This window comes from Tatumella ptyseos ATCC 33301 (assembly GCF_000735525.1).
Taxonomy (GTDB): domain Bacteria; phylum Pseudomonadota; class Gammaproteobacteria; order Enterobacterales; family Enterobacteriaceae; genus Tatumella; species Tatumella ptyseos.
Genome location: NZ_JMPR01000023.1, coordinates 1 through 23,868, shown reverse-complemented (window position 1 = coordinate 23,868; position 23,868 = coordinate 1). Strand labels below are relative to the sequence as shown.

Genomic DNA, 23,868 nt, shown 5'->3' with positions numbered 1-23,868 from the left:
TATAATAGCTGGCTTCAGAAATTGCAGCCTCGCGGCAGACATCCTTCACCGTTCGACCTACTTCAACAGACTTCAGAACGGCTATACCCTGATGTTCGGTAAATCTGGCTCTACGCATAGCGATCTCCTTCAGGGAACATATGCAGTATGTCGGAAGATCTCTAAAAGGGAATGGTTCTTTTTACAGGGATACTTGCATAATTATTACAAACCGCATCCATCATTAAATAACCTGACTCCGGCAGAATATGCCCGAAGATCAGGCTCTCTGCTTTAACCTGCCACGGATATCGGGGGAGGTCATTTCGATTTAAAAACCTGTGCTTAGCTCATCAATAACACAATAATTATCATCGACCAGTAATATTTTTTTCCATTTATCAAAAGTCAGGCATGGGTGGGATGTACTGAAGACCAGTAAATCACCAACCTTTAAATCATACCCGTCAGGCATCCGAAGTATCGAGTGCTGATCCATGATCCCCGACGTAGTTAATCTACCCTGCGGATCAATCATTTTTTTGCCATGACGATAATGCGCGATGGCCAGGGGTAATCCGGCATCGAAGGCACTGTCCCTTTTTCCGAAGTTCACCACCGCTAATCCGGACTCCGGAACTGACTGAACGAGAGCGACTAACTCAAGCGCCGAGACCAGATCACCACTGAGCTCACAGGCTACAGAATCTCTTGCCAGTAATTTACGATGAGCAACTTCGTAAATACCTTGATCATGGGTGATATAACAGCCCGGACGAATAACAATCCGGCATGAGGACGGCTTACTCGCAGAAAGCCAGACATCACACACAACGTCATACCATACCGTACCAGCCCCTGTCAGAATAAATTCACCACTGACATAAGGCTCAAGATCACAGGCTAAAGTCACCGCTGAAGTTAGAAGTTCTCGAATCTTCACTTCAGCATCCTCGCCATGCAAAACCCCTTCATATAACTCAAGCCCGCGTAAACGCAGCCCCGGTAAGCAAGCGATTTCACGGGCCAGAGCCAGAGCGTCTCCTGTATCACGACATCCACATCGACCGCCATTCACCCCAATTTCTATAAGAACATCTAATGTCTGATAATGCTCACTAAAAAAATATGAAAGCGTACGCACGTTTTCGATGCTATCGACACAACAAATAAAATCCACCTGTGGATATTGCAGTTTCAGGTCAGAGGCAAGCTGCATATTTCCCTTACCTACCAACTGATTAGCCATCAATACCCTGCTAATACCACACTGCATCGCAATACCTGCCTGCCAGATACTGCCAACCCCGATTGCCCATGCACCAGCATGCTGCTGCTGCAGAAAAATTGACGGGGTCATGGTTGTTTTCCCATGCGGAGCCAGCGAGACACCACGGGAATCAGCATAACGTTGCATCCAGGAGATGTTATTGATTAATTCCGTCTTTTTTATTACCGCTGCCGGTAAGCAAACATCCTCATCGAGGACATTGGCTGAAGAAAACATTACTGCAGATTTATGTGTAACCGGGTAGCCTGAATGATACTTCATAACACCACCATTTGTTTTATGTGAAAAGTAAAATAAAAAAAAACCTATCAACACAATGATAAATATACATATTTATTTTTAATTTCATAAGTTATGAATCAAAGTATCATAAAGTAGTATGGCAGGAGTGAACTTAGTGCTTTGTTTTTTTCTAAAAAAATAGTTAGCTTGAAGGTAAGGCAGCACAGATGCGGGGTAATATGAAACCAGACTGGCTTTTCAGGAATGTAACCGTTATTGATGGAAGTGATAGCCCTGCCTATCAGGCAGATGTCGCAGTCACAGGAGACAGGATTACAGAAATCGCCCCTGTAATAGAGAGCGATGCGGTTCATGTGGTTCACGGTGAAGGTCGGGTATTATCGCCCGGGTTTATTGATGTACATACCCATGATGATACCAATGTCATAAGAATTGCCGACTACCTCCCCAAAATAAGCCAGGGGATCACAACTGTGATTGTAGGTAATTGTGGTATCAGCGCCGCCGGAGCCGTCATTAAAGACCATGTCCCGGACCCAATGAATTTATTAGGAGAGAAACAACACTTTAGTTATCCCACAGTAGAGGCTTATGGACTGGCAGTAGAAAAGTCCCGACCGGTAGTCAATGTAGCCACGCTTATTGGCCACACTACACTGCGAAATAATCATATGGACTCCCTACATCGCGCAGCGACCGGTGAAGAAATCAGTAACATGTGTAAGCAGTTGCGTGACGCACTTCACCAGGGTGCCCTTGGGATGAGTACAGGACTTGCATATGCTACCGCTTTCCAGTCAACCACCGAAGAAGTAATGGCTCTGGCCGCAGAACTTGGCCCTGTCGATGGCATATACACCACACATCTGCGTTCTGAGTTTGGGCCCATCCTTGACGCACTGGATGAAGCTTGCCGTATAGGTAAACATGCAAATGTCCCTGTAGTAGTGTCGCATCACAAGTGTGCCGGTGCCAAAAACTGGGGACGTACTAAAGAAACCTTGGCCTTTTTCGATAAGATGCGGCAGCACCAGGATCTTTCCTGTGATTGTTATCCTTACTCAGCCAGCTCATCTACTCTGGACCTTAATCAGATCACCGATGACTTTGATATTGTTATTACGTGGTCAACTCCTCACCCGGAATATGCAGGAAAAAAACTGACAGAAATTGCAGCATTATGGGGAGCGGATTTAGTCAGTGCTGCCAAAGCTATGCAACCGGCTGGGGCTATTTATTACAACATGGATGAACAGGACGTCCGCAGAGTACTAAGTTATCCGGCTACGATGATCGGATCTGACGGACTTCCTAACGATCCTATGCCACATCCGAGGCTTTGGGGAGCATTCCCGCGTGTTCTTGGATATTACTGTCGGGAAAAAATGATTTTTCCATTAACGACAGCCATTCATAAAATGACCGGTTTATCAGCAAGCAGGTTCCGGTTATCAAATCGGGGGTATATCAGGAAAGGATACTATGCAGACCTGGTTCTTTTAAATCCGGATACTGTTATTGATGTTGCTAGTTTCACCAAGCCGCAGCAACCTGCTGAAGGAATTGAATTGGTGCTGGTGAATGGTAAAAAGAGTTATGGCAAGGATAAAAAAATCTCCGGGCGTGCAGGCCGGTTTCTGCGACGTAACAATAAATGAGGTGAAAATATGAGTATTAAACGTTATGGCATAGAAGGCTCAACTGGTACCGGTGGCCAACATTTACCTTTCTCAAGTGCAGTAGAGGCTGGCGGCTGGTTATATATTTCAGGACAGACTCCCATGGTAAAGGGAGAAATTGTGGAGGGAAGTATTATTGAACAAAGCCGCCTGGCAATACAAAACTGCCTGGATATTATGGAAGCCGCGAATTTTACCCTGGAAAATATTGTTCATGTCAAAGTAATATTGACAGATCCTCGTTATTTCCAATCATTTAACAAAGTATTTTATGATTTTTTTTCAGAATATCCTCCGGCAAGAATTTGCTGTGTCGCTGATTTGGTCGTGGACTGTAAAGTAGAAGTCGACATTACCTGTTTCAATCCGAAAAAAACGTAATTATACAAACAGACAACATCACACTACGCACTGATTTTTCTGAGATTATCCACACTGGCAATGTCTGAATTCCCTTCCAGACAAGCTATTACGATAAATAGTCACATCATCAATGATATTTATATCTTATTAATGATGTCAGGATATGAGCGATGAATAATATGCTATTTCTAGGTTGTTTTTTCATATATGCATGCGCCATGATTACCCTGGGCTGGTATGTTTCCCGGAAGAAAAAAAGCGGAGATGATTTTCTTCTCGGTGGTCGATCATTACCTCTTTTTTTAACACTGGGGTCGGCGGTGGGTACCATGGTCGGAACCGGCTCAAGTGTCGGTGCGGTCGGTTTCGGTTATAGCAATGGGTGGGCTGGCATGTTGTATGGTGTCGGTGGAGCTGCCGGTATCCTTTTGCTTGCATGGCTTTTTTCTCCCGTCAGAAAATTTCGCTTTATGACCATGAGTGAAGAAATTTGCTACTATACTGGCGGTAGTAAGCTTATAAAAAATCTTGTTGCGATACTTATTTTCATTTCGTCTATCGGATGGCTGGGTGCTCATATTTTAGGTGGCGGGCTATACCTCTCCTGGGCAAGCGGACTTGACATAAAAACAGCTAAAATAATTATTGCATGCGCTTTTATTGTATACGTGGGAATTGGTGGGTATTCGGCCGTCGTCTGGATAGATACAATTCAGTCAGTTATTTTATTTTTTGGTTTTATAGTGATGGCCTTACTTGCCGTACATCATGTCGGTGGCTGGGGGAATATACAGCACGCTGTAGCCCCGGCCGCACAGAGTTTGTTTGCGGTTGATAAACTAGGTATTATCCCGGCCTTATCTCTGGCTACCGTAATTGGAGTCGGTGTGCTGGCAACACCATCATACCGCCAACGTATTTACTCAGCGAAAACAGTTTCATCCGTACGCCGTTCTTTCATTATTACAGGTTTACTTTATCTGATGTTCTCATTTCTACCGGCCATTATAGGTATGGCTGTCTGGACGATGAACTCTCATTTAAGTAATAGCGGTTTTGCTTTCCTTTATGCAACACAATTACTTCCCCCCTTTCTCTCGATGGCGATATTGCTTGCCGGAATGTCGGCAAATATGTCATCCGGGAGCTCTGATGCGATTGCAGCCGTTTCGATAATGCTTCGTGACCTTTATACTTTAGTGACCGGGCATATGCCGAAGCAGAATAATGTCATTAAGTTATCCCGGTTTTTTCTGGTGCTGGTTATCGGCCTTGCTCTGATGTTCTCTCTGACATCAGATAATATAATCAGTTACATTACGAAAATGATATCAATGATCATGTCAGGGATGTTTATTTGCACATTACTTGGCAGGTTCTGGAACCGCTTTAACTGGCAGGGAGCACTCACTGCATTAGCCGTAGGCGCTGGCTCATCTGTAGCGATCCTGCTAAATAGTCACTGGATGAAATTCTGGGGAAACCCTATTATTCCATCAGTGCTATTTAGCCTTCTTGGTGCTGTTTTTGTGACATTATTAACTCCTGTCTGTAATAAAAGTCGCGAAGAAGCACTGCAGCAGATCACTATGGAACGTGAAGGGCAGTCTGAGTCATCAAAAACTTCGATTGGAAGGTACAACACCTCTCCAGGTATTTGATTCTCACTTAAACCGTGCCGCAATAACGATGTTCAACGTATATACACGGAAGGGATTCCGTTATACGCCAGCGATCCCGATGTGTTGTTTAATCACCCAATGGCTGACGATCTATCCCACCACGATAACTATCCAGAGATAATTTGATACGACGCAGGCGATCCTTGGTCCGGGCTTTATCTGCAACCGCTAACTCACTGGCGAGCACATCGATCATAGCCAACATGGCATAACGTGACGTACTCGGCTTATAGATATAATCATTTTCTCTCACTAACAAAGGCAGCAACAGATCGGCCTGGCTGGCCACGGGAGTGCCTCCGGGGGTGATGGCAATAACTTTGGCTCCATATTGTCGGGCAATTGAAGCACTCTCGACAATTTCAGGGGTGTATCCACCCAGCGAAAGTACGACTACGACGTCCTGAGCTGAAACCGCAGAACACATCATTCTGACCAGTAAACCATCACTTTGACTGACAACCGGCAGTCCAAGGCGGAAGAAACGATATTGAACTTCCTGAGCGCAAATAGTTGCCCCTCCTCCCATCCCTATAGATAAAATCTGGCGGGCACCTTTCAACCACTCAACGGCTTGCTTCAGGGTATCCATATCGATCACACGCTTGTTGATATCAAGTACGCTTATTATTGATTCATAGATACCCTGAGCCCCTTCAAGGTCTGGGACATCCTGAATAAAACGCTGCCCCACAGCTAATGACTGAGCAAGACGAAGCTTGAGTTCCCGGACATCCTTACACCCCAGAGCCTTCGCAAAACGGGTGACGGTTGCCTGACTGGTGCCCGTGAGACGGGCAATTTCAGCAATCGGCATCTCTGTTACCTTGCCAATATCATCCAATATAAATTGTGCAATTTGCTTTTCTGCAGCTGTCAGTTCGACAAATCGTTCGGAAATAAGGGAGATAATATCAATGGTTGAAGTCATTCTCAGTACTGTGTTGAGGAGAAAATATTCTCTATCATAAGGTCCTACTACTTCCGAAGCCAGCAGGCAGGGCATTTATTTAAATCCGCCCCAAGCTCTGACGACCGCGCCCATACCGCTGCAGGAAGAAAAGCCCGGAGAAAATCATGAAAAAACGGCTGGAAATTACAGCCTCCGAAAAATGTGCACCGACAGTTAACTCTGTGGATTCATTTAGCTGTCACTGTAAATATCCCCGCATAGTCATGCAACCTCGTACTTTCCTTCACAGTGCTCAGAATATTAATACTCTGCCTCAGCTTAAACTTTTGCCAGGCCCCTGAGTTTCGCGGATCTCCGCGACTACTTCTTTATTTAAAATGATTAACCTGCAGATAAAAATGAAGAATATTTTTATCCTGGTAAATATTTATTCCTTGAAGAGGATCACCTTCAGAACAAAAGACCATTGTTTCAACCGTGGTACAGAGCATAATTGATATGTTCCGATTTATTTTTATTGCATCAGGGAGCAGCAAAGAATACCGATAACGTTCAGGGAGATAGGAGAGTAAGCAATGAAAATTCATTTTCTGGGAACGGCAGCCTCTGAAGGGATCCCCAATCCGTTCTGCCGCTGTGCACACTGCCAGCAAGCCCGCATCCTTAAAGGTAAAGATTTACGTACACATTCATCCGTCATCATTGACGACGAACTGCTGATCGATATCGCGCCCGAATTCAGCCAACAACTGCTGAGGGACAACTTAGATGCAACGACAATATCCACTCTGCTCTTCACCCATACACATCCCGACCACTTCAATGTTGGAGAACTCTTCAGCCGCATGGAAGGATACGGGTTTGAGATAGATCATCCGTTGCATATCTTTGGTAACGATCGTGCCATTAACGGCGCGGCTGAAGTATTACCCGGTTATAGCCATGAGCGATTCGGGTTTCACTGTCTCGTCCCTTTTGTCACTGTAGAGACCTGTGGCTACCGGATCACTCCGCTACTGGCAAACCATGCAAAATGGGAGCTTTGCTATACCTGGTTCATTGAAAAAGAAGGGAAAGCGATCTTCTATGGTCATGATTCAGGGTGGTTTCCTGAACTCACCTGGCAATGGCTGGCAGGGAAAAAAATCGATCTGGCGGTACTGGAATGTACATACGGATATAACGGCGAAAGCCGAACCGATAACCATATGAGCCTGGAGACTGTCTTTGCTGCCAGGGAAAAACTGCGTGCGATAGCCTGTTTGCATGCCGGCAGCAAGATTTTGGTATCACATATCTCTCACTCCGGAAAACTGCTGCATGAAGAGCTTGTAGCGGCTTGCGCCGATAAAAATATTACCGTGGCCTATGACGGCCTGACCATTAATATTTAGCAGGGTTAATCAAATGGATTTGAATAAAACACCTCGTCTTCTGGTGATGATGTTTGTGCAGTACTTTATGCAGGGCGCGTGGAATATGACGATGGGGCTGGTGCTTAGTAGCTATGGTATGGCGACGATTATCGGTACTGCTTATGCTTTACTGGGTCTCGCTACTATTCTTTCCCCGCTGTTTATCGGTATGGTTGCCGATCGCTTCTTCGCCTCGCAAAAGGTAATGGCGACCCTGCACCTGATTAACGCAGGAGTGATCCTCTGTGTGCCACAGTTTATTGAAGCGCATAACACCCCCATGACGCTGATGATGATCTTCTTTGTTGGCTTACTGTTTTACCCTACGACGGCCCTGGCCAACAGCATTAGTTTCAGCCATATTAATGGCGTGAAGTATTTTCCGGTTATTCGTGTCTTCGGTACATTCGGTTTTATGGTGATTGGTTTTATCATCGGCCAGATGGGCTACTCGGGCGATACCACAACATGGTATATCGCTTCCGCCTCCGCCGTGGCTCTGGGATTATACTGTTTTACCCTACCGGATACCCCGCCAAAGGCGAAAGGACGAACCTTCGTCCTGCGTGATTTATTATGCCTGGATGCATTATCACTGTTCAGAGATCGCAATTTCTCGATTCTGATGCTGACTATCTTTGTGTTGATGATCCCTAAAACTGCTTATTCCGCTTATATCCCGGTCTTCCTGAAAGCGCTCGGTGTTGATAACGCGGCATCAATGATGCAGGCAGGAGTCGCCTGCGAAGTTATCTTTATGTTCCTGCTGTCATTCGTCCTGCTGAAAGCCGGTTTCAAAGTGACGCTGCTGTTGGGCGCCGTCTGCTGGATAATCCGCTCGTTGTTATTTTCTCAGGCCGCGTTGGACGCCAATATGATGTTCGTCCTGATTGGCCTGATGCTGCAAGGTTTTTGCTGGGACTTCTTTTTCACCGTCGGCGATATCTATGTGGATCGTAAAGCGCAGCCCGAAATTAAAGCTCAGGCGCAGAGCCTGCGTTTCATCGTCTCCAACGGTATAGGCTTGTTATTCGCCTCTACCCTCTGTGGGCAGATATTCAACAGTACGGTGACAGAGCAAGGGCCGGAAGCATTACCGCAATGGGAAAACTTCTGGCTATTCTCAGCGATGATCGCTGGCATCGTTGTCGTGTTCTTCCTGATTTTCTTTAAAGATGATCTTTCCGGAAAGAAAGTTCCGACGGCCTGACACAAACCTCCCGGAACACACAAAAATGGCTGCAGCAACAGAAAAATATAAACCGCATATTCCCTCTGCCGTGAGGTGCAGAGTGGTTACATCCGGACACACTGTCGCCAGGAGAGTTGTAGCGTTTGTTTCGGGAGGGAGCATTGAAGGGATCAAACCAGCGCTTCCCCGGGTTAAGATAAATTATTTGGCTTCAGTGTCTCTATGTCTGACAGAGACACCGCATCTGATATTACCGGAGCAGAACACCCGGTTTGATAATTAAGAGTTCAGATTAAACCAGCGGGGTAATGCGCTGCTGCCACTTTCGGTAACCCGGACTTCACGATAGCCGACGGTACGGTGGATCCACCCTTTCGTTTCGAACAGCGACAATAAACCTGAACCGGCGCTGCCCCCCAGATGAAAGCGTCTTTCACTCCAGTCAAGACATGCGCAGCAGGGCTTGCGCCGGGAACGGGGATCCATTACCACGCCCATTTCAGTAAAGTGCGCCTTTCCTGCTGCAGTCAGTGAGCTACCGTCAGCAACTATCCATTTCTCCCGCAGCAGTGCATCATAGATGTTTACGGCAAGTTCGCCTGCAAGATGATCGTAACAGGTACGGGCATATCGCAACGGTACGGGTGCCCGGGTCACGGCTGTATGGCGGATTTGCACAGAAACGCCCATCAGATTTTCCAGCAACCCGGCAATGTGCGTCCCGGCGAGACTGTAATAACGATGACGCCCCTGCATCAGGCAGACAACCAGTCCATTATTCAACAGACGGGTCAGATGGCCGCTGGCAGTCGAGGGAGCGACATCGGCAACCATGCTTAGCTCTGTTGCCGTCCAGGCTCTGCCATCCATCAGTGCACATAAAATACTGGCTCTGGAGGGATCGGCGATAGCCGCGGCAAAGACTGACATGGCTTGCTCCAGCGAGTCATCCGCCTCAATTTTTAGTCCATGTTTCCCGTGTGCCATTTAAATACCGGTTTCCCATCGTCTTGTCGCTTCAGCGGCCCGCTTGTCATTATCGGTCAGCAGTATCAGCCTGTTATGGTGGTCACTGTATTGTACCAGAATGTTCACACCACACTGCGCCAGTGTATTGGCAATTTCACCCAGTTCTCCCGGCGTTTCCTGTGATAATTTTCTGATCAGTGGCCGGCATACGCTTCTGACATCAAACCCTGCCTCTGTCAGCACTTCGCGCGCACTTTCCCCCTTTTCAACCAGAAAATGCGCATGCCCTTCTTCGCCCACCGTAAATACTCCGCCCCCTTCAAGCCCAATCTGGTTCTGCCCCAGTAACCGGCCCATCGTCGCCAGTTCTCCCGGAGTATTGCGTAAGATGATATGAAGGTTATACATGCGGAAGTGACCTCCTCTCCGAAGAATAATCACGACAGACACTGGCAACACGTATCCTGTATGAGGAGAATACAGACCGCTTACCTTCTTCCTGAGCTTGCAGATGCAGTGCATGACTTTTCCACCTCAGCACAGCGCCCTCATCCTCCCACCAGGAAAGGGACAGTATTTTCTCAGGGTCATTCAGACTGCGGAACCGTTCAATCGCAATAAATCCAGGGATTTCCGCCAGCATCGGTTTCAGTGCAGAGGCAAGTTCAAGATATCTTTCCTGTGACTGAGCCTGGATGTCTGCTTCAAAAAGTACGGCTATCATATTATATCTCCTTCGGGAAGTTGCACTCATGTTATTACCGGAAGGAAAGTGATGCTTCGTTCTGCACCGAAATATGTCTTCCGGCCATCAGCGGCGTGTGCTGCAGTTATCTGTTCGATTGCCGCATCAGGTAGTGAAGGAAGTGAATAAATCCACTGATGTTGCTCCGTTCCCGAAAAAGAAAAAGCCATGCTTTCGGATGCCGCTATGGAATAGTTCTCACTATGATAAAACTCTGCGGAGGCACGAATAAAAGCTTCAAAATAAAACATTTCACTCTACCGAAAGAACTATTAAATAGCATATTCCGGACCTCTGCTTTCCTGTGAAAAATATATCTCCCTGCATGACGCAACCTGTCACAAAACTGCCTTTACGCTGAAATATAAGAGCAACAGTTAATCCGTAACTTTCAGCTGCTCAATATACCTCCGGGAAAAACAACCATGCTTAAAAAAAATACAGTTGCATGTATCACACTGACCAGCTTGCTGTTTATGACACATTCTGCTCTGGCACTGGAATTAGATTACAAACATAAATATGAAGACCTCACCAAAGAACATACAGATGTACTGACGCTCTCTCATACCTTCCGGTCAGGTATCGGGATCGGGGCAAAAATGAAGTTTCACCCTGAAGAAAAGGATAATGGTGATTCAGGTAACTTCACCGATCGGCGTAAACTGGCAGAGAAAGAAGTCAAACTCAATTACACCTATAAACTGACAGAAAATACCGGTATCGAACCCGCCATGGTTTATGAAATTAAAGACCATGAGAAAAAATATAAACCTTCTCTGAAATTAAAATATCATCTCTCTGATAATACCCGCCTCTCTTTCCGCTACCGTAAAGAAATTGCTGATGAAGAGAACAAGCCGATAAAACGTGTTGACCGGATTGACAGTGAGATTTCACAGAAAATTGATGATTTCAAATTAAGTTATACCTTTACCTGGTATCACGGTAATGAAAATTTATATAATAATAAAAAACAGGATACTGAGCAGGAAGTGAAGGCGGGTTATCAGCTCACCCATCATTGGTTACCCTATATCGGCGTGAAGAACGTCTCCTTATCGAAAAGCTCTTCTCAACGACAAACCGAATTTATTACCGGTATTTCGTATGAATTTTAATGATCCCCGGGGATAGTGATGAAAAAAATACTCACGATTAACCTGCTGCTTGCCAGCCTTTGCTCCGGTCTGGCCCCCTGCTCTCAGGCCGCGCCCGCAGATAATGATCGTTATCAGTTAGAGAAAGTTGTTATGCTGATACGGCACGGTGTCAGACCACAAACTAATACCGCCAGCCTGGATAAAGCCACCGGTCTGCTATGGCCGGAATGGAGTGTCCCGGACGGATTTCTAACCGGCCATGGTTACGCCGGTATGCTGGCTCAGGGGGCCTGGCTGCTGAAAACATGGCGGACCGCCGGATTACCGTTAAATGAAACTGCGGGCTGTCCGGCCGCCGGGAATGTCTGGGTATGGACATCACCCTCTCAGCGAACCAAAGCCACCGGCACCGCATTACTGGATGGGATGTTTCCGGGCTGCGGAATACCGATACATTTCACTGCACATAAAGCTGATCCATTATTTGATACCGTTGCTATGGGTATAGCCGCACCGGATAAAGATAAAGTCTATCAGCAGATTGAAGAAAGACTGGGTTCTGCTGCCCGGGCAGAAAAAACCTACCGGAAAGCAGTGGCTGATTTACGACAGGCCGTCTGTGCAGAAACGATAAACAGTTGCCGGTTTCTTGATAATCCCTGGAAAATCAATATCAGCGAACATGGCAAAGTAAAATCAGGCGGACCGCTTTCCGAAGGGGCTAATATCGGAGAAACTATTCGGCTGCAATATAGCGAAAACCTGCCACTGTCAGAGGTTGCCTTTGGTCATGCCAGAAATGCCCGTCAGGTCAGTGACCTGATGGCGTTACATGCGGCCAAATATGATCTTATCAGTGACACCCTGGAAAATGCCAGCCATGGCGGTTCGCTATTAATGCGCCAGATAATCCGTGCGTTTACCCCACGTCAGGGAAGCAATACATCGCTGAGATCAGACAATGACCCTTTGCAGAGTCCTCTGGTTATCTTTGCTGCTCATGATACGAATATTGCGCAAATCCAGACGATGCTCGGTTTTAACTGGCAGCTGCCGCTTTACCCCCGGAACGATATTCCGCCTGGCGGGGCGCTGATCATCGGGCGATATCTGGATACACAGACCGGACAACGGTTTATACGTCTGACCTTCACCGCCAGAACATTAGACCAATGGCGTCAGCTTTCGCCGTTGAATGCGCAGGACCCTTTGCCGGTCGCAGAATTCAGACACTCCGGATGCCGGGAAACCGCCGTCGGGGAATTATGTCCGCTGAATGTATTTACGCAACTGGCGAAAGCGCATCTGGTTAATGACGGTAAAGATCTGCCGGTTTTTCAGTAAATGGTGCCTTCACCCTGCCAGCCAGCGGTGAACCGCGACTCATTCGCTGTTAACAGTAAAACCGCTTATCCCTGTACCGGAATAAGGGAGAAGCACGCCCGCCCGGATTGACTCAAGGTACGCCCGCTGAAAGGCTATGAGGGTAACAAATCGCTCCGGACGACGGCGGAGGGTTACCCCGGTTCACATCACCAACGATTATGCTATGTACGGCTCTGCGGCACGTCGTCCGGCAGCGTCCTGTTCTCTCTGAAACCTCACCATGACGGATGCCCGGGGTCCTGTCCCGGGGCTACCGCCGGCCCGGGCGGAGGGTCCGGGCCAACGCGCTGCAGGGTAATAATTTGTTTTGAATCAACAATCGTTATTACTTATGAGTTTAACGGAGAGATCCAAAAGACACTTTTATCCGGTATAATCAGAAAAACTTCATCCATACACTGCCCGTTTTTACAGTATCTGCTTCTGTGTTATTGCTAAGAATAACGGCTTGAATAAGGTATAACGCCGCATGAAAATTCCCCACAGAATTCAGCCACTCATTGATGACGGAATGATCGATGCAGTACTTCAGCGCCTGAAAAGCGGTAAAGAGGCCGATGTATATACCGTGCTTTGTGGTGAAGAAATCCGTTGTGCCAAAGTCTATAAAGAAACCACTCAACGTAGCTTCAAACAGGCCGTACATTACCGTGAAGGACGTAACGTCCGTAACTCACGAAGTGCCCGCGCAATGCAAAAAAACTCTAAGTTCGGCCGCAAACAGCAGGAAGAAACCTGGCAGACGGCGGAAGTTGATGCACTTTTCAGACTGGATAATGCCGGAGTCCGGGTACCTCAGCCTTATATGTGCATTGATGGTGTGCTGCTGATGGAGCTGGTGACTGATGTACAGGGGGCTGTGGCTCCTCGTCTCAGTGATGTTGCCCTGAGCGAAGAAGAGGCAATGGCCGGTTTCCACACCATGATCCGTAATATTGTCCGCATGCTGTGTGCCGGGATCGTGCACGGGGATTTATCAGAATTCAATGTGTTACAGGCCGCTGAAGGTCCGGTGATCATTGACCTGCCCCAGGCGGTGGATGCAGCTGCGAACAATCATGCTGAGTCGATGTTTGCCCGCGATGTCGGGAATATTATCGCTTACTATGGCCGGTTTGCACCGCAACTATTGAATACCCGGTATGCGAAAGAGATCTGGCTGCTTTATGAAAACGGTAAATTAACACCTGAAACCCCGCTGACCGGGCTGTTTACAGAAGATACTCACACGGTGGATATGGACTCCCTGTTAGATGAAATTATTACCGCAGAAGATGAGCATTATGAACGACTGCGGGCCAGCAAAGCCCGTGACGAGGAAGACTAGCCTCTTTTTCACTTCCTGACGGCAAGCCCCGGATAACGGCGTTGCAGACAGAAAGCCTGTAATGCTGTCTGATAGATTCCTGCTCTTAACTATCTGAACGTGCCGGTTTATGTTTTATCCCCTCTCCCTTGTGCTCGCTTCCGCGCTTACCGACACATCCCTGCTCTGAAGCAGGCGGCAGGATGTGTCGTTGATGACTTCTGTTCATACATCGGGAACCTGCGCCTCAGGTAATGTCTGCAAAAAAAATAGTTAACGTTAACATTTACGTTTATCATCCGGAGTGCTGATTAGACATTGTCTGAACAAAAAAGTTAACGTTAACAATCACTCGTTCCGGAAATAAAGATGAGCCTCTCTCCGCTGTATGCCGCCCAGATTGCACTGACCAAACAGATGATCCATCGCGGAAATGCTTTTTACCCGCGCTATCACCTTGCTCCGCCGGCCGGCCGGATGGGCGTCCCCCATAGTCTTCTCTGGTTTGGCGACAGATATCATTTTTTCTATCAGCATAATCCCCTAAGCGCAAACCCCGGCCGGATGTACTGGGGGCACGCCACCAGTACAGATCTGCTCCGCTGGTTCCATGAACCACTTGCCCTGGCTCCGGACACAGAAGCCGATATTGGTGGCTGCTCCTCCGGTTGCGCCATCAATGATAATGGTCACTTATCACTGATCTATACCGGCCAGAAAACATCCCCCTGCCAGTCTATGGCAGGACAGTCGTTATGCCTTGCCACCAGCGAAGACGGCGCCCGTTTTGAAAAACAAGGTGTGATCCTCTCCCCGCCCACAGGGATCGCAGAGTTCCGGGATCCGGAAGTCTGCTTTCGAGCCGGGCAATGGTGGATGGTGGTTAATGGCCGCAGTGATCAAAATACAGAACACTGTCTGATTTACCGGGGAAATTCATTAACAGACTGGACTCTGGTCGGAAGTACCCTATCGGTAAGAAGCCCGGTCCGGGGATATGCGGATCGCTTTATTGAAGATCAATTGCTATTACTGACGGCATCGGGCCCGGGGGATGATCCTGACGGGCTGGATCCCCGGCAGATATCACCGATCGGATCAGAAGAAACTCATCATTATATTAAGACTGTGCCGCCAGTAAGCAGGGGACAGGATTTTTCAGCACCGCTAAGTTGCCTGACGCCTGACGGAAGAAGAATACTTATCGCCAGCATGCAAACCCCGGGAGCAGCCATCCCGACGTTGCCGCAAGGCTGGGCCGGTTATATGAGCCTTCCCCGCGAGCTCACAGGATCCGGTGGAAAATGGCTCCAGCAACCCGCCCGGGAAGTCAGAAATTTACGCCGGCAGACTCACTCACTTCAGGCAGGCAGGATCTCCGCCCACTGCGTTATCCATGATAATGCCCTGGCGATTGAAGCGGAGCTGTGCTGGGATACGGAACACTCCGACGCAAAGACGTACGGATTACAGCTGGGCTCAGGGACAACCTTGATGATTGATCAACAAGCCGGATGGTTAACTTTGTACCGCAGCCCCCCTGATGAACATCCGAATGATCCGCAGCGTATCCCGCTGCCGACAGGATCCTGCATAACACTACGGGTATTCATCGATATTTCATCGCTTGAAGTTTTTATTAATGATGGCGGACAGGTGTTGTCCGCACGGATTTATCCCGGGGAAAATGATCGCAAGCTTTCACTGTATGCTGCAGAAGGAGAAGCATTGCTGATCCGGGGGGAGCTATCGGAACTCAGTTAATACTTTCACGCCGACTCCCGAATCAGTAACGGACAAGGGATCCGTTGCTGGCCACTGATCTGACGCCCTTCAATAATGTGTAAGGCAGCTTCCCTGCCGATAATGTCATGGGGAAGCTGGACTGTCGTCAGCGGCGGCAGGAAAAGGTGCCCTACCCCGACAAGATTATCAAAGCCCAGCACCGCAACATCCTGCGGGATCCTGAGCCCGCGGGCTAGCAGGATCTGATAGGCGACAAAAGCAGCACGATCATTACCACAGATCAGAACATCGAATGATGGCGTGCCTTCCCGCAGCCAGGGCTCGAGGATAGCAACCAGATCCGTGCCATACTGATCTCCCCTGGCCATATAATATTGCGCGACAGGTTCGAGCTCCCGGCCCGCAGCTTTCCAGGCATCTTCGAACCCCTGGCGTCTGGGGCCGGTAGCCGGAGCCCCTTCAGGCAACCAGACACAGAGCGGACGCCGGTAACCGGCACGGATCAGATATTCGGTTGCCTCATACTGAGCGTGGTAATCATCAGGGATATAGGCAGGCAGTTCAGGATCCGTGCTGAGGCAGTTTGCCAGTACAATGTTTCTGTCGCGCAGCGATGAAGGCAGGGTTACCTGCCGTAAGCCCATGGTGGTATAGATGATACCGTCCGGCCGGTGTGACAACAGCTGACGGGTCGCTCGTGCTGCATCCTTATCTGAAAAGATATTAATCAGAAAACAATTCCAGCCAGCCTCAATCGCGGTCTGTTCAATCGCCAGTAGTATATCGACAGAAAAAGGTGTTGTAGCCGTGTCCTGAGCCAGTACTGCGAGGGTCGAGGATTGGCGTCCCTTTCCTCGCATTTTACGGGCGGAGAGATCCGGCACATAATTCAGGGCTTCAATGGCCCGGGAGACTTTTTCCCGCGTATCCGGCCGTACCGAATCACTATTATGAATGACCCGTGACACTGTCATCATTGAGACACCGGCAAGGCGCGCAACATCTTTTAATGAAACCATAAATCATCCGTTCTTTGTCTGATGCAGGCACTTTAGCAAAACTCACTGACACTGTCTTGAATTGCCCCTGCCTCTGTCCTTACTTAGTGCTACCCACTGTCACTTCTTCATCATTCCGGTATATCCGGGAGGTGAAATGAAATGCCCTGAAGTGATATTTTGCAGAATCATTAATAGTAAACTACGCTTTATTTGGTTCCATGAAAATTCATTAATATAAATTAAGGGTGAATTATGATTAACAATGCCACAAAAGGATTATTAGTACTGGTTGCACTGGCTGCGCTGGCGGGATGTCAGTATCACAGCGATGCGGTAGATCATGGCAGACCCGTAGCACCGAGCGGACAATCCGTACCAGGCGGCCCTCTGGGTCACGGTCCTGCCGGCGGACCTCAGGGCTGATTTATCCGGAGCCTTTACCGGCTCCGGTCATTCCCCCCGGCACCTGCGTTTGCTTACATTCCCCGGTAATAATTACCAGACTTCGGCTGGCATACCTGTTTTTAAACACTGCTGAAAACGTTATAATTCGGACATCTGTTCACAAAACACAAAAAATAAAATTAACTCTTTCTTCATTTAATAACCGTGAGATGTCATACAATAATCAACTCACCTGTGATAACCCCGCTAACTATGCATTCTCCCGTCAGAGAGTATCGTCTTCTTCATCCCCGGTGTTATTAAGATATTACTGTGTTGTCCATCGACCGTTATTTTTCATCCGTTCAGTGAGTATTTAAATCATTCTCAAAATATCAAACACTATCCCCGACGTGCGCACCCGGCAGGTAATTTTTATGCCCTTCTCCATCCGGAGTCATCGGTGCGAGGATACAGTGCTATAGATGAATTTTCTCAATACTTCATCTCTGTATGATAAAAAAATGAAAAAGCTGACCTTACGTTGCCGATGGCGTCAGCGGGAGAACGAGTCAGCATTTATTGCAGAAGGAGATTTCCTCAGTCGTCACTTTCAGCGCCCCAAACTGCCCTAACAGATCTGCGGCCAGAGGGAACGTGACCACACCATCGCTCCTCTGAAAATGTCCGTGTTCAGGCAATCCGTAAAAACGGGCCGCTAATTGCTGACTCAGTCGTAAAGAATATTCGGCGGGTACAATATCGTCATTCAGCGATGCGATCACTGCACGTTGCTTTACCCGGCGGATCACTGAAGCGCCATTGACCGGGGGGCGGGTAAAGGCACTCAGTTCTTCCAGCCCGGGCACCGGTTCGCTAAACCCGGCAACCAGCAGCAGCCCTCCGGCGAAAGCTTCCGGATGGCGTTGAGTCAGATAATTCAGCAAAGTAATACATCCCAGGCTGTGTCCGATAAGCCAGGTATGTTCATCCGGCCTGCCGATATCTTCTTCCAGTGCAGAAAGCCAGGCGTCAGGATCCGGCGTATGTGAAGCCGGTAATTGGGGGACGGTAACAGAGATACCTGCCTGCTCAGCCTGCTGTTTCAGCCAGTTAAACCAGTGATGATCGGGTGCAGCCATATATCCGTGCACAATAAATAGTCGTGATGCCATCGCTCATTCTCCTCAGGATCCCTGAATAACGCCTGCGGGGACAGAATAGTTTGCAGCAGTCTGTCTCCCGCGACGGACTTTCGCAACTTGAAAAATATGCAAAGCATACAACCAAAAGAGAATATGGCAGGCAGTCGCCGCACCGGGCAACAACACAAAGCCTGCCATTATTTCATTCGTTCACGTTTTGCTGTTTGCATAAAACACAGCAAAGGTACCGGCAGCGTGACCAAAAGCAGGATCCATACCAGGGTATATACAGCATCCACACCATCATTCTGTAAATTAGTATAGAGTTTGACCGGCATTCCCTGCGGGAAATAAGCAAAAATCATCACAATACCAAACTCGCCTACCGCCCGAACCCAGGCCAGCGCAACCGCTGAGGCCAGTCCTGAAGCCGATAAAGGCAGCACCAGAAGCCGGAAGCGTTGAAGTGGCCCGGCTCCCAGCGTTCTGCCGGCTTCCAGGATCGCGGCCGGTACGGCCGAAAAAGCAGAACGAGCGGTGACGATAAAATAAGGTAAGCCGCCATAAATCTGCGCCAGTACAAAGGCCAGCGGGTTATTCACCAGCGTCACACCCACCGCGGCCAGCCATTTTCCTGGCAGACTGTAAGGCCCCAGCGCAGAAATCAATAATATCCCCATCGCCAGAGGCGGGGTCATCAGCGGCAGTAACACCAGTATCTCAGCGATACGTCTGACACCTCCTTTACCACCCGATGTCGCCAGCCACCAGGCAAGCGGTAACCCGATAATAACGATCAGTAATAATGCCAGTAAGCCGTAACCTATGGAGACCATCACGGCATTACTGTCACCATAGGCGAGACTAAAGTGTCTCCAGGGGGTGATCCCCAGCAACGTAGCAAACGGCAGTGCCAGCAAAACCAGTGCCGGCAGAGCCAGCACGGGTAACAGTGACCACCGCGATCTCAGTAATTTCATGGATCAGTAAAGGGCATTGCCTTTCGGACTGGCATATCCGCTGGCTTGCAGTAATTTTTGTCCCTGCTCAGATAACATGAAATCGACAAATTTCTGTCCCTGTGCCATACCGTCCGGCGCGTTTTTCAGCACGGCCGCATAATAGACCAGGGGCTGGGTGTGCAGTTCTTTATCCTGTCCTTTACTGTCTTTAATGGTAAAGCTGACATTGTCATACCATTGCTTCGCCATTTGCGGATTACTCAGGTTAATTTCGTCCGGGAGTTTGACATAAGGCAGTTTGGCAGAGATCACTTCACTCTCATATCCGGCCGCCGCATCCACCTGCCCGCTTTCCAGACGGCTCAGTAAACCGCCTTCAAGGTGCACCTGGCGTGGATTCTGTACCGATCCCATCACCTGCTCCGCGATGCCTGGCTTCTGATAATATTTTTCAGCCAGCAACAGGGTAAAGACGATGTTCTGACCTTTGGGATCCAGATAAGGATCGGTACGGCCAAACTGCAGTCCTGGCTTCGCCAGTACGTTTAACCAGCTTCCGTCCTGTTTTTTATCAGCGGCGGCAAACTCAGTGGCATATTTACCTTTAGGACTATAAGCAATGACCATACTGGTACTGGCGACCGGGACGGCATTATCAATCAGGCCGGCATCCTTCAGGATCTGCATCGGACCTGGCGTAATTGATACAAAAACATCGGCGGTAATTTTATGGCTGGCCAGTAACCGGGCCATCCCGTAAGCGCCCTGTCCCTGTCCCTGATACTCTCCTTTCTGCTGCTGTGCAAAGGCCGGACCCAGTACCTGGTCCATCACTTTCCCCATTGAACCGGCATAGGTGACACGAATATTTTCTGAGGCCAGCGCAGGAAGACTAACCGACATAATAACGGCTAACGAACAGATTAACTTACACTTAGACATCCCTTTTATCCTTCCGCTATATAATGAATTACATAGCGATTATCGGAAGATCCTGTCAGAAATACAATCTGTTTATGCTTAATAATCGAACAGTGCGACGGGAGATTGTTTCAGATCAATGTGTACTGCTGATATGTTTCCCTCCCGGCAACTGAGCCTCTGACACAGGCTGTTCCAGTTCTTTAAGAATACCGCAATCCCGGGTGGGTAAATTATCATGGCAAAACGTCTGTAACTCACTTAACTGCTTTTCAAGCTCCACCAGCTCGGCAATTCTGGCCTGCACATGTGAGCGGTGTTCATCGATTAACTGATTAATCACTTCACAACCGGCTTCAGGCTGACTGCGAGCCTGTAACAGGCGCTTTATTTCATCCTGTGCCATATCCAGCGCACGGCAGCGCCGGATAAACATCAGCGTTTCCAGATGCCGGGGGGTATAGTCGCGGTAATTGTTTGTCTGATCCCTGAGGGCCTCAGGCAGCAACCCTTCCCGCTCATAATAACGAATGGTTGCAACACTGCATAACGACTGCCTGGCAAGCTCACCTATCCTCATTTTTTCCTCCGCCTCTTGACCCTATACTGGCTTCAGGGTTTTTACTGTAACTACCAGGTTACACCCGATGGGATGAAAAATGAACAATACAAATAAAAATAACAGGAATTCCTCAGCCTGTAACACCTCACAGCCCTCTAAAAAAATACCGGCGATACAGCGTATCGTCCCTGAACCGGAGCACCGGCACGCCGGCGGTCATTGCTGTACGACGGCTGAGCCTGTGTTATCACCGATCCCGGCGAGCGTAACGCTTGCAGAAGGTAATGTTACGGCTATCCGGATTATGCAGATGGACTGCCCGGTAGAAGAGAACCTGATCACCGGTAAGCTCTCTGGTATGGCAGGCGTGACAGACCTGAAGTTTGATCTGATAGAGCGGGTTCTCACGGTCACGCATCGTCCTGATGCCCTGGAGCCGGTACTGCAGGCTATCCGTTCTCTGGGCTTTGAACCTGAACTCCCGGATAACACGGCAACACATGCTCCGCGTCCTGCGGCTCAGGTAAATTACTGGCCGCTGGTCATTGCCGCTGTGCTGGCATTCAGTGCAGAAGTTCTGCACTGGTTCCGGTTTCCGGAAGGGTTACAGGCAGCTTTCGCCATCATTGCCGTATTACTTTCCGGCCTGAAAACCTATAAAAAAGGCTGGATTGCCGTTAAAAACCTGAACCTCAATATTAATGCGTTGATGAGTGTTGCAGTGACCGGGGCCATTTTACTCCGTCAGTGGCCGGAAGCCGCGATGGTTATGGTGCTGTTCAATGTTGCCGAGTTAATCGAAGCTAAAGCACTCGATAAAGCCAGAAATGCGATTGATACCTTACTCCGGCTGGCGCCTGAATGGATGAATGTACAGCAACCTGACGGCAGCTGGCAGCAAATGCAGCCGGGAGAGGTACCGTTATCGGCTATTGTACGGGTTAAGCCAGGTGAGAAAATCGGCCTCGACGGAGTCATTATCAGCGGCCATTCCACCATCAATCAGTCAGCCATTACCGGAGAAAGTCTGCCGGCAGAAAAGAAAGCCGATGACGCCGTCTTTGCCGGCACATTCAATGAGTCCGGTAGTTTTGACTACAAAGTCACATCGACGGTCAAAGAAACCACTCTCGCACGGATCATTCGTTCAGTGGAGTCTGCCCGTGCCAGCAAAGCCCCTACCCAGCGTTTTGTCGATCAGTTCGCCCGGATCTATACCCCGGTAATTTTCCTGCTGGCCATCGTCTTTGCCGTCATACCGCCGCTGCTCTTTGCGCAATCCTGGTCTGTGTGGATCTACAATGCGCTGGTGATGCTGGTGATTGCCTGTCCCTGCGCTCTGGTGATCTCGACGCCCGTCACACTGGTCAGTAGCCTCACGGCAGCCGCACGTCAGGGGATATTGATCAAAGGTGGTATGTATATCGAGCAGGGACGTAAGCTGAAATGGCTGGCACTGGATAAAACCGGTACGCTGACACACGGTCAGCCTGAAGTCACGGATGTATTGAGTGGCGATACTCCGGACGCGGCCCGGGTCATGATGCTGGCCGGGAGTCTTTCCGGATTATCTGACCACCCGATGTCAGAAGCCCTGGTGCGTTACAGTAATAACGAGTCCCGGTTGCCGGTTGAGGCCTTCTCGGCAATCACCGGTCAGGGGATCACCGGTGTGATAGACGGAAAACAATACTGGCTGGGGAATCGCCGGCTGCTGAGTCACCAGGGAATTGATGTTACTGATAATGAAGAGCGCTACGAAGCGCTGGAACGTCAGGGAAAAACGCTGGTCTTTTTAGGCAGTCAGGCCGGACTATTAGCTGTGTTTGCGCTGGCAGATACGGTGAAAGAGAGCAGCCGCCAGGCGATTGCTGAACTGCATCAGCTGGGTATCAAAACCCTGTTGCTGTCCGGTGATAATGCCTTTGCTGTGGAAGAAATTGCCCGCCAGGTCGGCATTGATCATGCCCGTTCTGAACAGCTGCCAGAGGATAAATTACAGGCCATTGAAGAGTATTGCCGGAAAGGTGTGACCGGTATGGCCGGTGACGGCATCAATGACACTCCGGCACTGGCACGGGCAGATATCGGCTTTGCGATGGGGATGGCGGGCACCGATACAGCTATCGAAACGGCTGATGTGGCATTAATGGATGATGATTTGCGAAAAATCCCTGCGTTTGTTCGTTTGTCCCGGCGGACTGGCCGGATCCTGACCCAAAACATTTCGCTGGCGCTGATGATCAAACTGGTCTTTCTGATCATGACCCTGTGTGGATCCGGAACCTTATGGATGGCCGTATTTGCTGATGTCGGTGCCAGTCTGTTGGTGGTCGCTAACGGATTGCGCATACTTCGCGGAACAGAAGCAAAAAAAGCATGAAATCAGTGAGGACCGACGGCGGCGTTATGGGGGGCTTACAGAGACTGCACAAACCAGCGCCGCTTAACGGCCATTTGCCCCCGCGCACACGGCACGCGATGAAGGCAGGGAGCGGCAGGGACGACGCGCCTTTTCCCCCGTACACGCTACAGCCCCTGTGAACATCACCGCGCACAGCAGCCAGCACATGGCCTTCCTTAACCGTGTCATTCCGCTTTCCCTGCGTTATCCGTCCGCGCAGTTTAACAGCACTTTTCCCGCTGTCATTACCGGTTTTACATCGCGGCGGGAGCCCGGTCACAGCTCGCTGTTGCGAAGTTACTTTCGGTTTTGCTGGAAGGATTACCGGCAGAAGAAGCAGAGAACGCACCGTCCAGGCGAGGCCACGCTTCATGGCTGGAACAGCAGATTGCAGTTATCAGCCATCTGCCGAAGGCGCCCAGAAGATGGTATCAGAGATGCTGGACGCCGTGATTATGACCTTCCCCCTTTATTCAG

At 49.1% G+C, this 23,868-nt stretch carries 23 protein-coding genes; 11 read left to right on the top strand and 12 right to left on the bottom strand.

The window, feature by feature from the left end; all coding sequences use genetic code 11:
- Together GTPT_RS16955 and GTPT_RS06670 are read right to left on the bottom strand one after the other, a co-directional pair.
- Positions 1 to 118: transposase (locus tag GTPT_RS16955; RefSeq protein WP_029990324.1), on the bottom strand; the 118-nt coding region annotated here is incomplete at its 3' end.
- 192 nt (positions 119 to 310) lie between these two features.
- On the bottom strand, positions 311 to 1,531 hold the full coding sequence (locus tag GTPT_RS06670; protein ID WP_029990323.1) for an amino acid deaminase: 1,221 nt from the start codon (positions 1,529 to 1,531) through the stop codon (positions 311 to 313).
- Between the two features lie 200 nt (positions 1,532 to 1,731).
- Between GTPT_RS06670 and GTPT_RS06665 the strand changes: the two genes are divergently transcribed.
- The 3 genes from GTPT_RS06665 to GTPT_RS06655 all read left to right on the top strand — a co-directional run bounded on the left by GTPT_RS06665 (position 1,732) and on the right by GTPT_RS06655 (position 5,216).
- Entirely contained in the window at positions 1,732 to 3,171 is a 1,440-nt protein-coding gene (locus tag GTPT_RS06665; RefSeq protein WP_029990322.1) for an N-acyl-D-amino-acid deacylase family protein, read from the top strand.
- Positions 3,172 to 3,180: 9 nt separating this feature from the next.
- Positions 3,181 to 3,573, top strand: a complete 393-nt coding sequence (locus GTPT_RS06660; RefSeq protein WP_029990321.1) for a RidA family protein — start codon at positions 3,181 to 3,183, stop codon at positions 3,571 to 3,573.
- A gap of 152 nt (positions 3,574 to 3,725) precedes the next feature.
- Entirely contained in the window at positions 3,726 to 5,216 is a 1,491-nt protein-coding gene (locus GTPT_RS06655; protein ID WP_029990320.1) for a sodium:solute symporter family protein, read from the top strand.
- A gap of 88 nt (positions 5,217 to 5,304) precedes the next feature.
- Here GTPT_RS06655 and GTPT_RS06650 read toward each other — a convergent pair whose 3' ends face one another.
- Positions 5,305 to 6,168, bottom strand: coding sequence for a MurR/RpiR family transcriptional regulator (locus GTPT_RS06650; RefSeq protein WP_029990319.1), 864 nt, complete (start codon positions 6,166 to 6,168; stop codon positions 5,305 to 5,307).
- Between the two features lie 557 nt (positions 6,169 to 6,725).
- Here GTPT_RS06650 and GTPT_RS06645 point away from each other — a divergent pair.
- Entirely contained in the window at positions 6,726 to 7,544 is an 819-nt protein-coding gene (locus tag GTPT_RS06645) for an MBL fold metallo-hydrolase (RefSeq protein WP_025903744.1), read from the top strand.
- Between the two features lie 13 nt (positions 7,545 to 7,557).
- Positions 7,558 to 8,775 (top strand): MFS transporter, encoded by a 1,218-nt coding sequence (locus GTPT_RS06640; RefSeq protein ID WP_025903745.1) that lies wholly within the window; start codon positions 7,558 to 7,560, stop codon positions 8,773 to 8,775.
- A 261-nt stretch (positions 8,776 to 9,036) separates the two neighbouring features.
- On the opposite strand, the gene GTPT_RS06635 is transcribed toward GTPT_RS06640, so the two are convergent.
- The 4 genes from GTPT_RS06635 to GTPT_RS06620 are packed head-to-tail and all read right to left on the bottom strand — an operon-like array spanning position 9,037 to position 10,722.
- Complete coding sequence (locus tag GTPT_RS06635) at positions 9,037 to 9,744, bottom strand: ArsR/SmtB family transcription factor (RefSeq protein WP_029990318.1); 708 nt, start codon at positions 9,742 to 9,744, stop codon at positions 9,037 to 9,039.
- A complete protein-coding gene (locus GTPT_RS06630) occupies positions 9,745 to 10,134 on the bottom strand; it encodes an amino acid-binding protein (protein WP_025903747.1) in 390 nt (129 codons plus the stop codon).
- Positions 10,127 to 10,450, bottom strand: coding sequence for an antibiotic biosynthesis monooxygenase family protein (locus GTPT_RS06625; RefSeq protein WP_025903748.1), 324 nt, complete (start codon positions 10,448 to 10,450; stop codon positions 10,127 to 10,129). The genes GTPT_RS06630 and GTPT_RS06625 overlap by 8 nt, the downstream gene beginning before the upstream one ends.
- Before the next feature lie 26 nt (positions 10,451 to 10,476).
- Complete coding sequence (locus GTPT_RS06620; RefSeq protein ID WP_029990317.1) at positions 10,477 to 10,722, bottom strand: hypothetical protein; 246 nt, start codon at positions 10,720 to 10,722, stop codon at positions 10,477 to 10,479.
- A gap of 174 nt (positions 10,723 to 10,896) precedes the next feature.
- On the opposite strand from GTPT_RS06620, the gene GTPT_RS06615 reads away from it, so the two are divergent.
- The 4 genes from GTPT_RS06615 to GTPT_RS06600 all read left to right on the top strand — a co-directional run bounded on the left by GTPT_RS06615 (position 10,897) and on the right by GTPT_RS06600 (position 16,030).
- Positions 10,897 to 11,592 carry an oligogalacturonate-specific porin KdgM family protein gene (locus GTPT_RS06615; RefSeq protein WP_038011100.1) on the top strand — a complete coding sequence of 232 codons (696 nt, stop codon included), beginning with the start codon at positions 10,897 to 10,899 and terminating at the stop codon, positions 11,590 to 11,592.
- Between the two features lie 18 nt (positions 11,593 to 11,610).
- Complete coding sequence (locus GTPT_RS06610; RefSeq protein WP_029991579.1) at positions 11,611 to 12,918, top strand: histidine-type phosphatase; 1,308 nt, start codon at positions 11,611 to 11,613, stop codon at positions 12,916 to 12,918.
- Between the two features lie 511 nt (positions 12,919 to 13,429).
- Positions 13,430 to 14,287 carry a PA4780 family RIO1-like protein kinase gene (locus tag GTPT_RS06605; RefSeq protein WP_029991580.1) on the top strand — a complete coding sequence of 286 codons (858 nt, stop codon included), beginning with the start codon at positions 13,430 to 13,432 and terminating at the stop codon, positions 14,285 to 14,287.
- Positions 14,288 to 14,635: 348 nt separating this feature from the next.
- Positions 14,636 to 16,030 (top strand): glycoside hydrolase family 32 protein, encoded by a 1,395-nt coding sequence (locus GTPT_RS06600; protein WP_029991582.1) that lies wholly within the window; start codon positions 14,636 to 14,638, stop codon positions 16,028 to 16,030.
- A gap of 5 nt (positions 16,031 to 16,035) precedes the next feature.
- Here the strand turns inward: GTPT_RS06600 and GTPT_RS06595 are convergent, their stop codons facing one another.
- Entirely contained in the window at positions 16,036 to 17,031 is a 996-nt protein-coding gene (locus GTPT_RS06595; RefSeq protein WP_025903754.1) for a LacI family DNA-binding transcriptional regulator, read from the bottom strand.
- A 234-nt stretch (positions 17,032 to 17,265) separates the two neighbouring features.
- Here GTPT_RS06595 and GTPT_RS17640 point away from each other — a divergent pair, with 234 nt between their 5' ends.
- Positions 17,266 to 17,436, top strand: coding sequence for a hypothetical protein (locus GTPT_RS17640; RefSeq protein ID WP_025903755.1), 171 nt, complete (start codon positions 17,266 to 17,268; stop codon positions 17,434 to 17,436).
- Between the two features lie 533 nt (positions 17,437 to 17,969).
- On the opposite strand, the gene GTPT_RS06585 is transcribed toward GTPT_RS17640, so the two are convergent.
- The 4 genes from GTPT_RS06585 to cadR all read right to left on the bottom strand — a co-directional run bounded on the left by GTPT_RS06585 (position 17,970) and on the right by cadR (position 21,005).
- Positions 17,970 to 18,572, bottom strand: coding sequence for an RBBP9/YdeN family alpha/beta hydrolase (locus GTPT_RS06585; protein ID WP_029991583.1), 603 nt, complete (start codon positions 18,570 to 18,572; stop codon positions 17,970 to 17,972).
- Positions 18,573 to 18,739: 167 nt separating this feature from the next.
- A complete protein-coding gene (locus GTPT_RS06580) occupies positions 18,740 to 19,522 on the bottom strand; it encodes a molybdate ABC transporter permease subunit (protein WP_051170943.1) in 783 nt (260 codons plus the stop codon).
- 3 nt (positions 19,523 to 19,525) lie between these two features.
- Positions 19,526 to 20,407, bottom strand: a complete 882-nt coding sequence (locus tag GTPT_RS06575; protein ID WP_038011102.1) for an extracellular solute-binding protein — start codon at positions 20,405 to 20,407, stop codon at positions 19,526 to 19,528.
- A gap of 154 nt (positions 20,408 to 20,561) precedes the next feature.
- The gene (gene cadR, locus GTPT_RS06570) at positions 20,562 to 21,005 is read right to left on the bottom strand and encodes a Cd(II)/Pb(II)-responsive transcriptional regulator (RefSeq protein WP_025903759.1); all 444 of its coding nucleotides are present in this window, start codon (positions 21,003 to 21,005) and stop codon (positions 20,562 to 20,564) included.
- A gap of 79 nt (positions 21,006 to 21,084) precedes the next feature.
- Here cadR and GTPT_RS06565 point away from each other — a divergent pair, with 79 nt between their 5' ends.
- Positions 21,085 to 23,370, top strand: a complete 2,286-nt coding sequence (locus GTPT_RS06565; RefSeq protein WP_081671493.1) for a heavy metal translocating P-type ATPase — start codon at positions 21,085 to 21,087, stop codon at positions 23,368 to 23,370.
- Positions 23,371 to 23,868 lie beyond the last annotated feature (498 nt).

What these genes read in the sequence shown, in the direction of transcription:
- GTPT_RS06670 (WP_029990323.1), bottom strand. Translation starts at nt 1,531, where the DNA reads ATGAAGTATCATTCAGGCTACCCGGTTACACATAAATCTGCAGTAATG.
- GTPT_RS06665 (WP_029990322.1), top strand. Translation starts at nt 1,732, where the DNA reads ATGAAACCAGACTGGCTTTTCAGGAATGTAACCGTTATTGATGGAAGT.
- GTPT_RS06660 (WP_029990321.1), top strand. Translation starts at nt 3,181, where the DNA reads ATGAGTATTAAACGTTATGGCATAGAAGGCTCAACTGGTACCGGTGGC.
- GTPT_RS06655 (WP_029990320.1), top strand. Translation starts at nt 3,726, where the DNA reads ATGAATAATATGCTATTTCTAGGTTGTTTTTTCATATATGCATGCGCC.
- GTPT_RS06650 (WP_029990319.1), bottom strand. Translation starts at nt 6,168, where the DNA reads ATGACTTCAACCATTGATATTATCTCCCTTATTTCCGAACGATTTGTC.
- GTPT_RS06645 (WP_025903744.1), top strand. Translation starts at nt 6,726, where the DNA reads ATGAAAATTCATTTTCTGGGAACGGCAGCCTCTGAAGGGATCCCCAAT.
- GTPT_RS06640 (WP_025903745.1), top strand. Translation starts at nt 7,558, where the DNA reads ATGGATTTGAATAAAACACCTCGTCTTCTGGTGATGATGTTTGTGCAG.
- GTPT_RS06635 (WP_029990318.1), bottom strand. Translation starts at nt 9,744, where the DNA reads ATGGCACACGGGAAACATGGACTAAAAATTGAGGCGGATGACTCGCTG.
- GTPT_RS06630 (WP_025903747.1), bottom strand. Translation starts at nt 10,134, where the DNA reads ATGTATAACCTTCATATCATCTTACGCAATACTCCGGGAGAACTGGCG.
- GTPT_RS06625 (WP_025903748.1), bottom strand. Translation starts at nt 10,450, where the DNA reads ATGATAGCCGTACTTTTTGAAGCAGACATCCAGGCTCAGTCACAGGAA.
- GTPT_RS06620 (WP_029990317.1), bottom strand. Translation starts at nt 10,722, where the DNA reads ATGTTTTATTTTGAAGCTTTTATTCGTGCCTCCGCAGAGTTTTATCAT.
- GTPT_RS06615 (WP_038011100.1), top strand. Translation starts at nt 10,897, where the DNA reads ATGCTTAAAAAAAATACAGTTGCATGTATCACACTGACCAGCTTGCTG.
- GTPT_RS06610 (WP_029991579.1), top strand. Translation starts at nt 11,611, where the DNA reads ATGAAAAAAATACTCACGATTAACCTGCTGCTTGCCAGCCTTTGCTCC.
- GTPT_RS06605 (WP_029991580.1), top strand. Translation starts at nt 13,430, where the DNA reads ATGAAAATTCCCCACAGAATTCAGCCACTCATTGATGACGGAATGATC.
- GTPT_RS06600 (WP_029991582.1), top strand. Translation starts at nt 14,636, where the DNA reads ATGAGCCTCTCTCCGCTGTATGCCGCCCAGATTGCACTGACCAAACAG.
- GTPT_RS06595 (WP_025903754.1), bottom strand. Translation starts at nt 17,031, where the DNA reads ATGGTTTCATTAAAAGATGTTGCGCGCCTTGCCGGTGTCTCAATGATG.
- GTPT_RS17640 (WP_025903755.1), top strand. Translation starts at nt 17,266, where the DNA reads ATGATTAACAATGCCACAAAAGGATTATTAGTACTGGTTGCACTGGCT.
- GTPT_RS06585 (WP_029991583.1), bottom strand. Translation starts at nt 18,572, where the DNA reads ATGGCATCACGACTATTTATTGTGCACGGATATATGGCTGCACCCGAT.
- GTPT_RS06580 (WP_051170943.1), bottom strand. Translation starts at nt 19,522, where the DNA reads ATGAAATTACTGAGATCGCGGTGGTCACTGTTACCCGTGCTGGCTCTG.
- GTPT_RS06575 (WP_038011102.1), bottom strand. Translation starts at nt 20,407, where the DNA reads ATGTCGGTTAGTCTTCCTGCGCTGGCCTCAGAAAATATTCGTGTCACC.
- cadR (WP_025903759.1), bottom strand. Translation starts at nt 21,005, where the DNA reads ATGAGGATAGGTGAGCTTGCCAGGCAGTCGTTATGCAGTGTTGCAACC.
- GTPT_RS06565 (WP_081671493.1), top strand. Translation starts at nt 21,085, where the DNA reads ATGAACAATACAAATAAAAATAACAGGAATTCCTCAGCCTGTAACACC.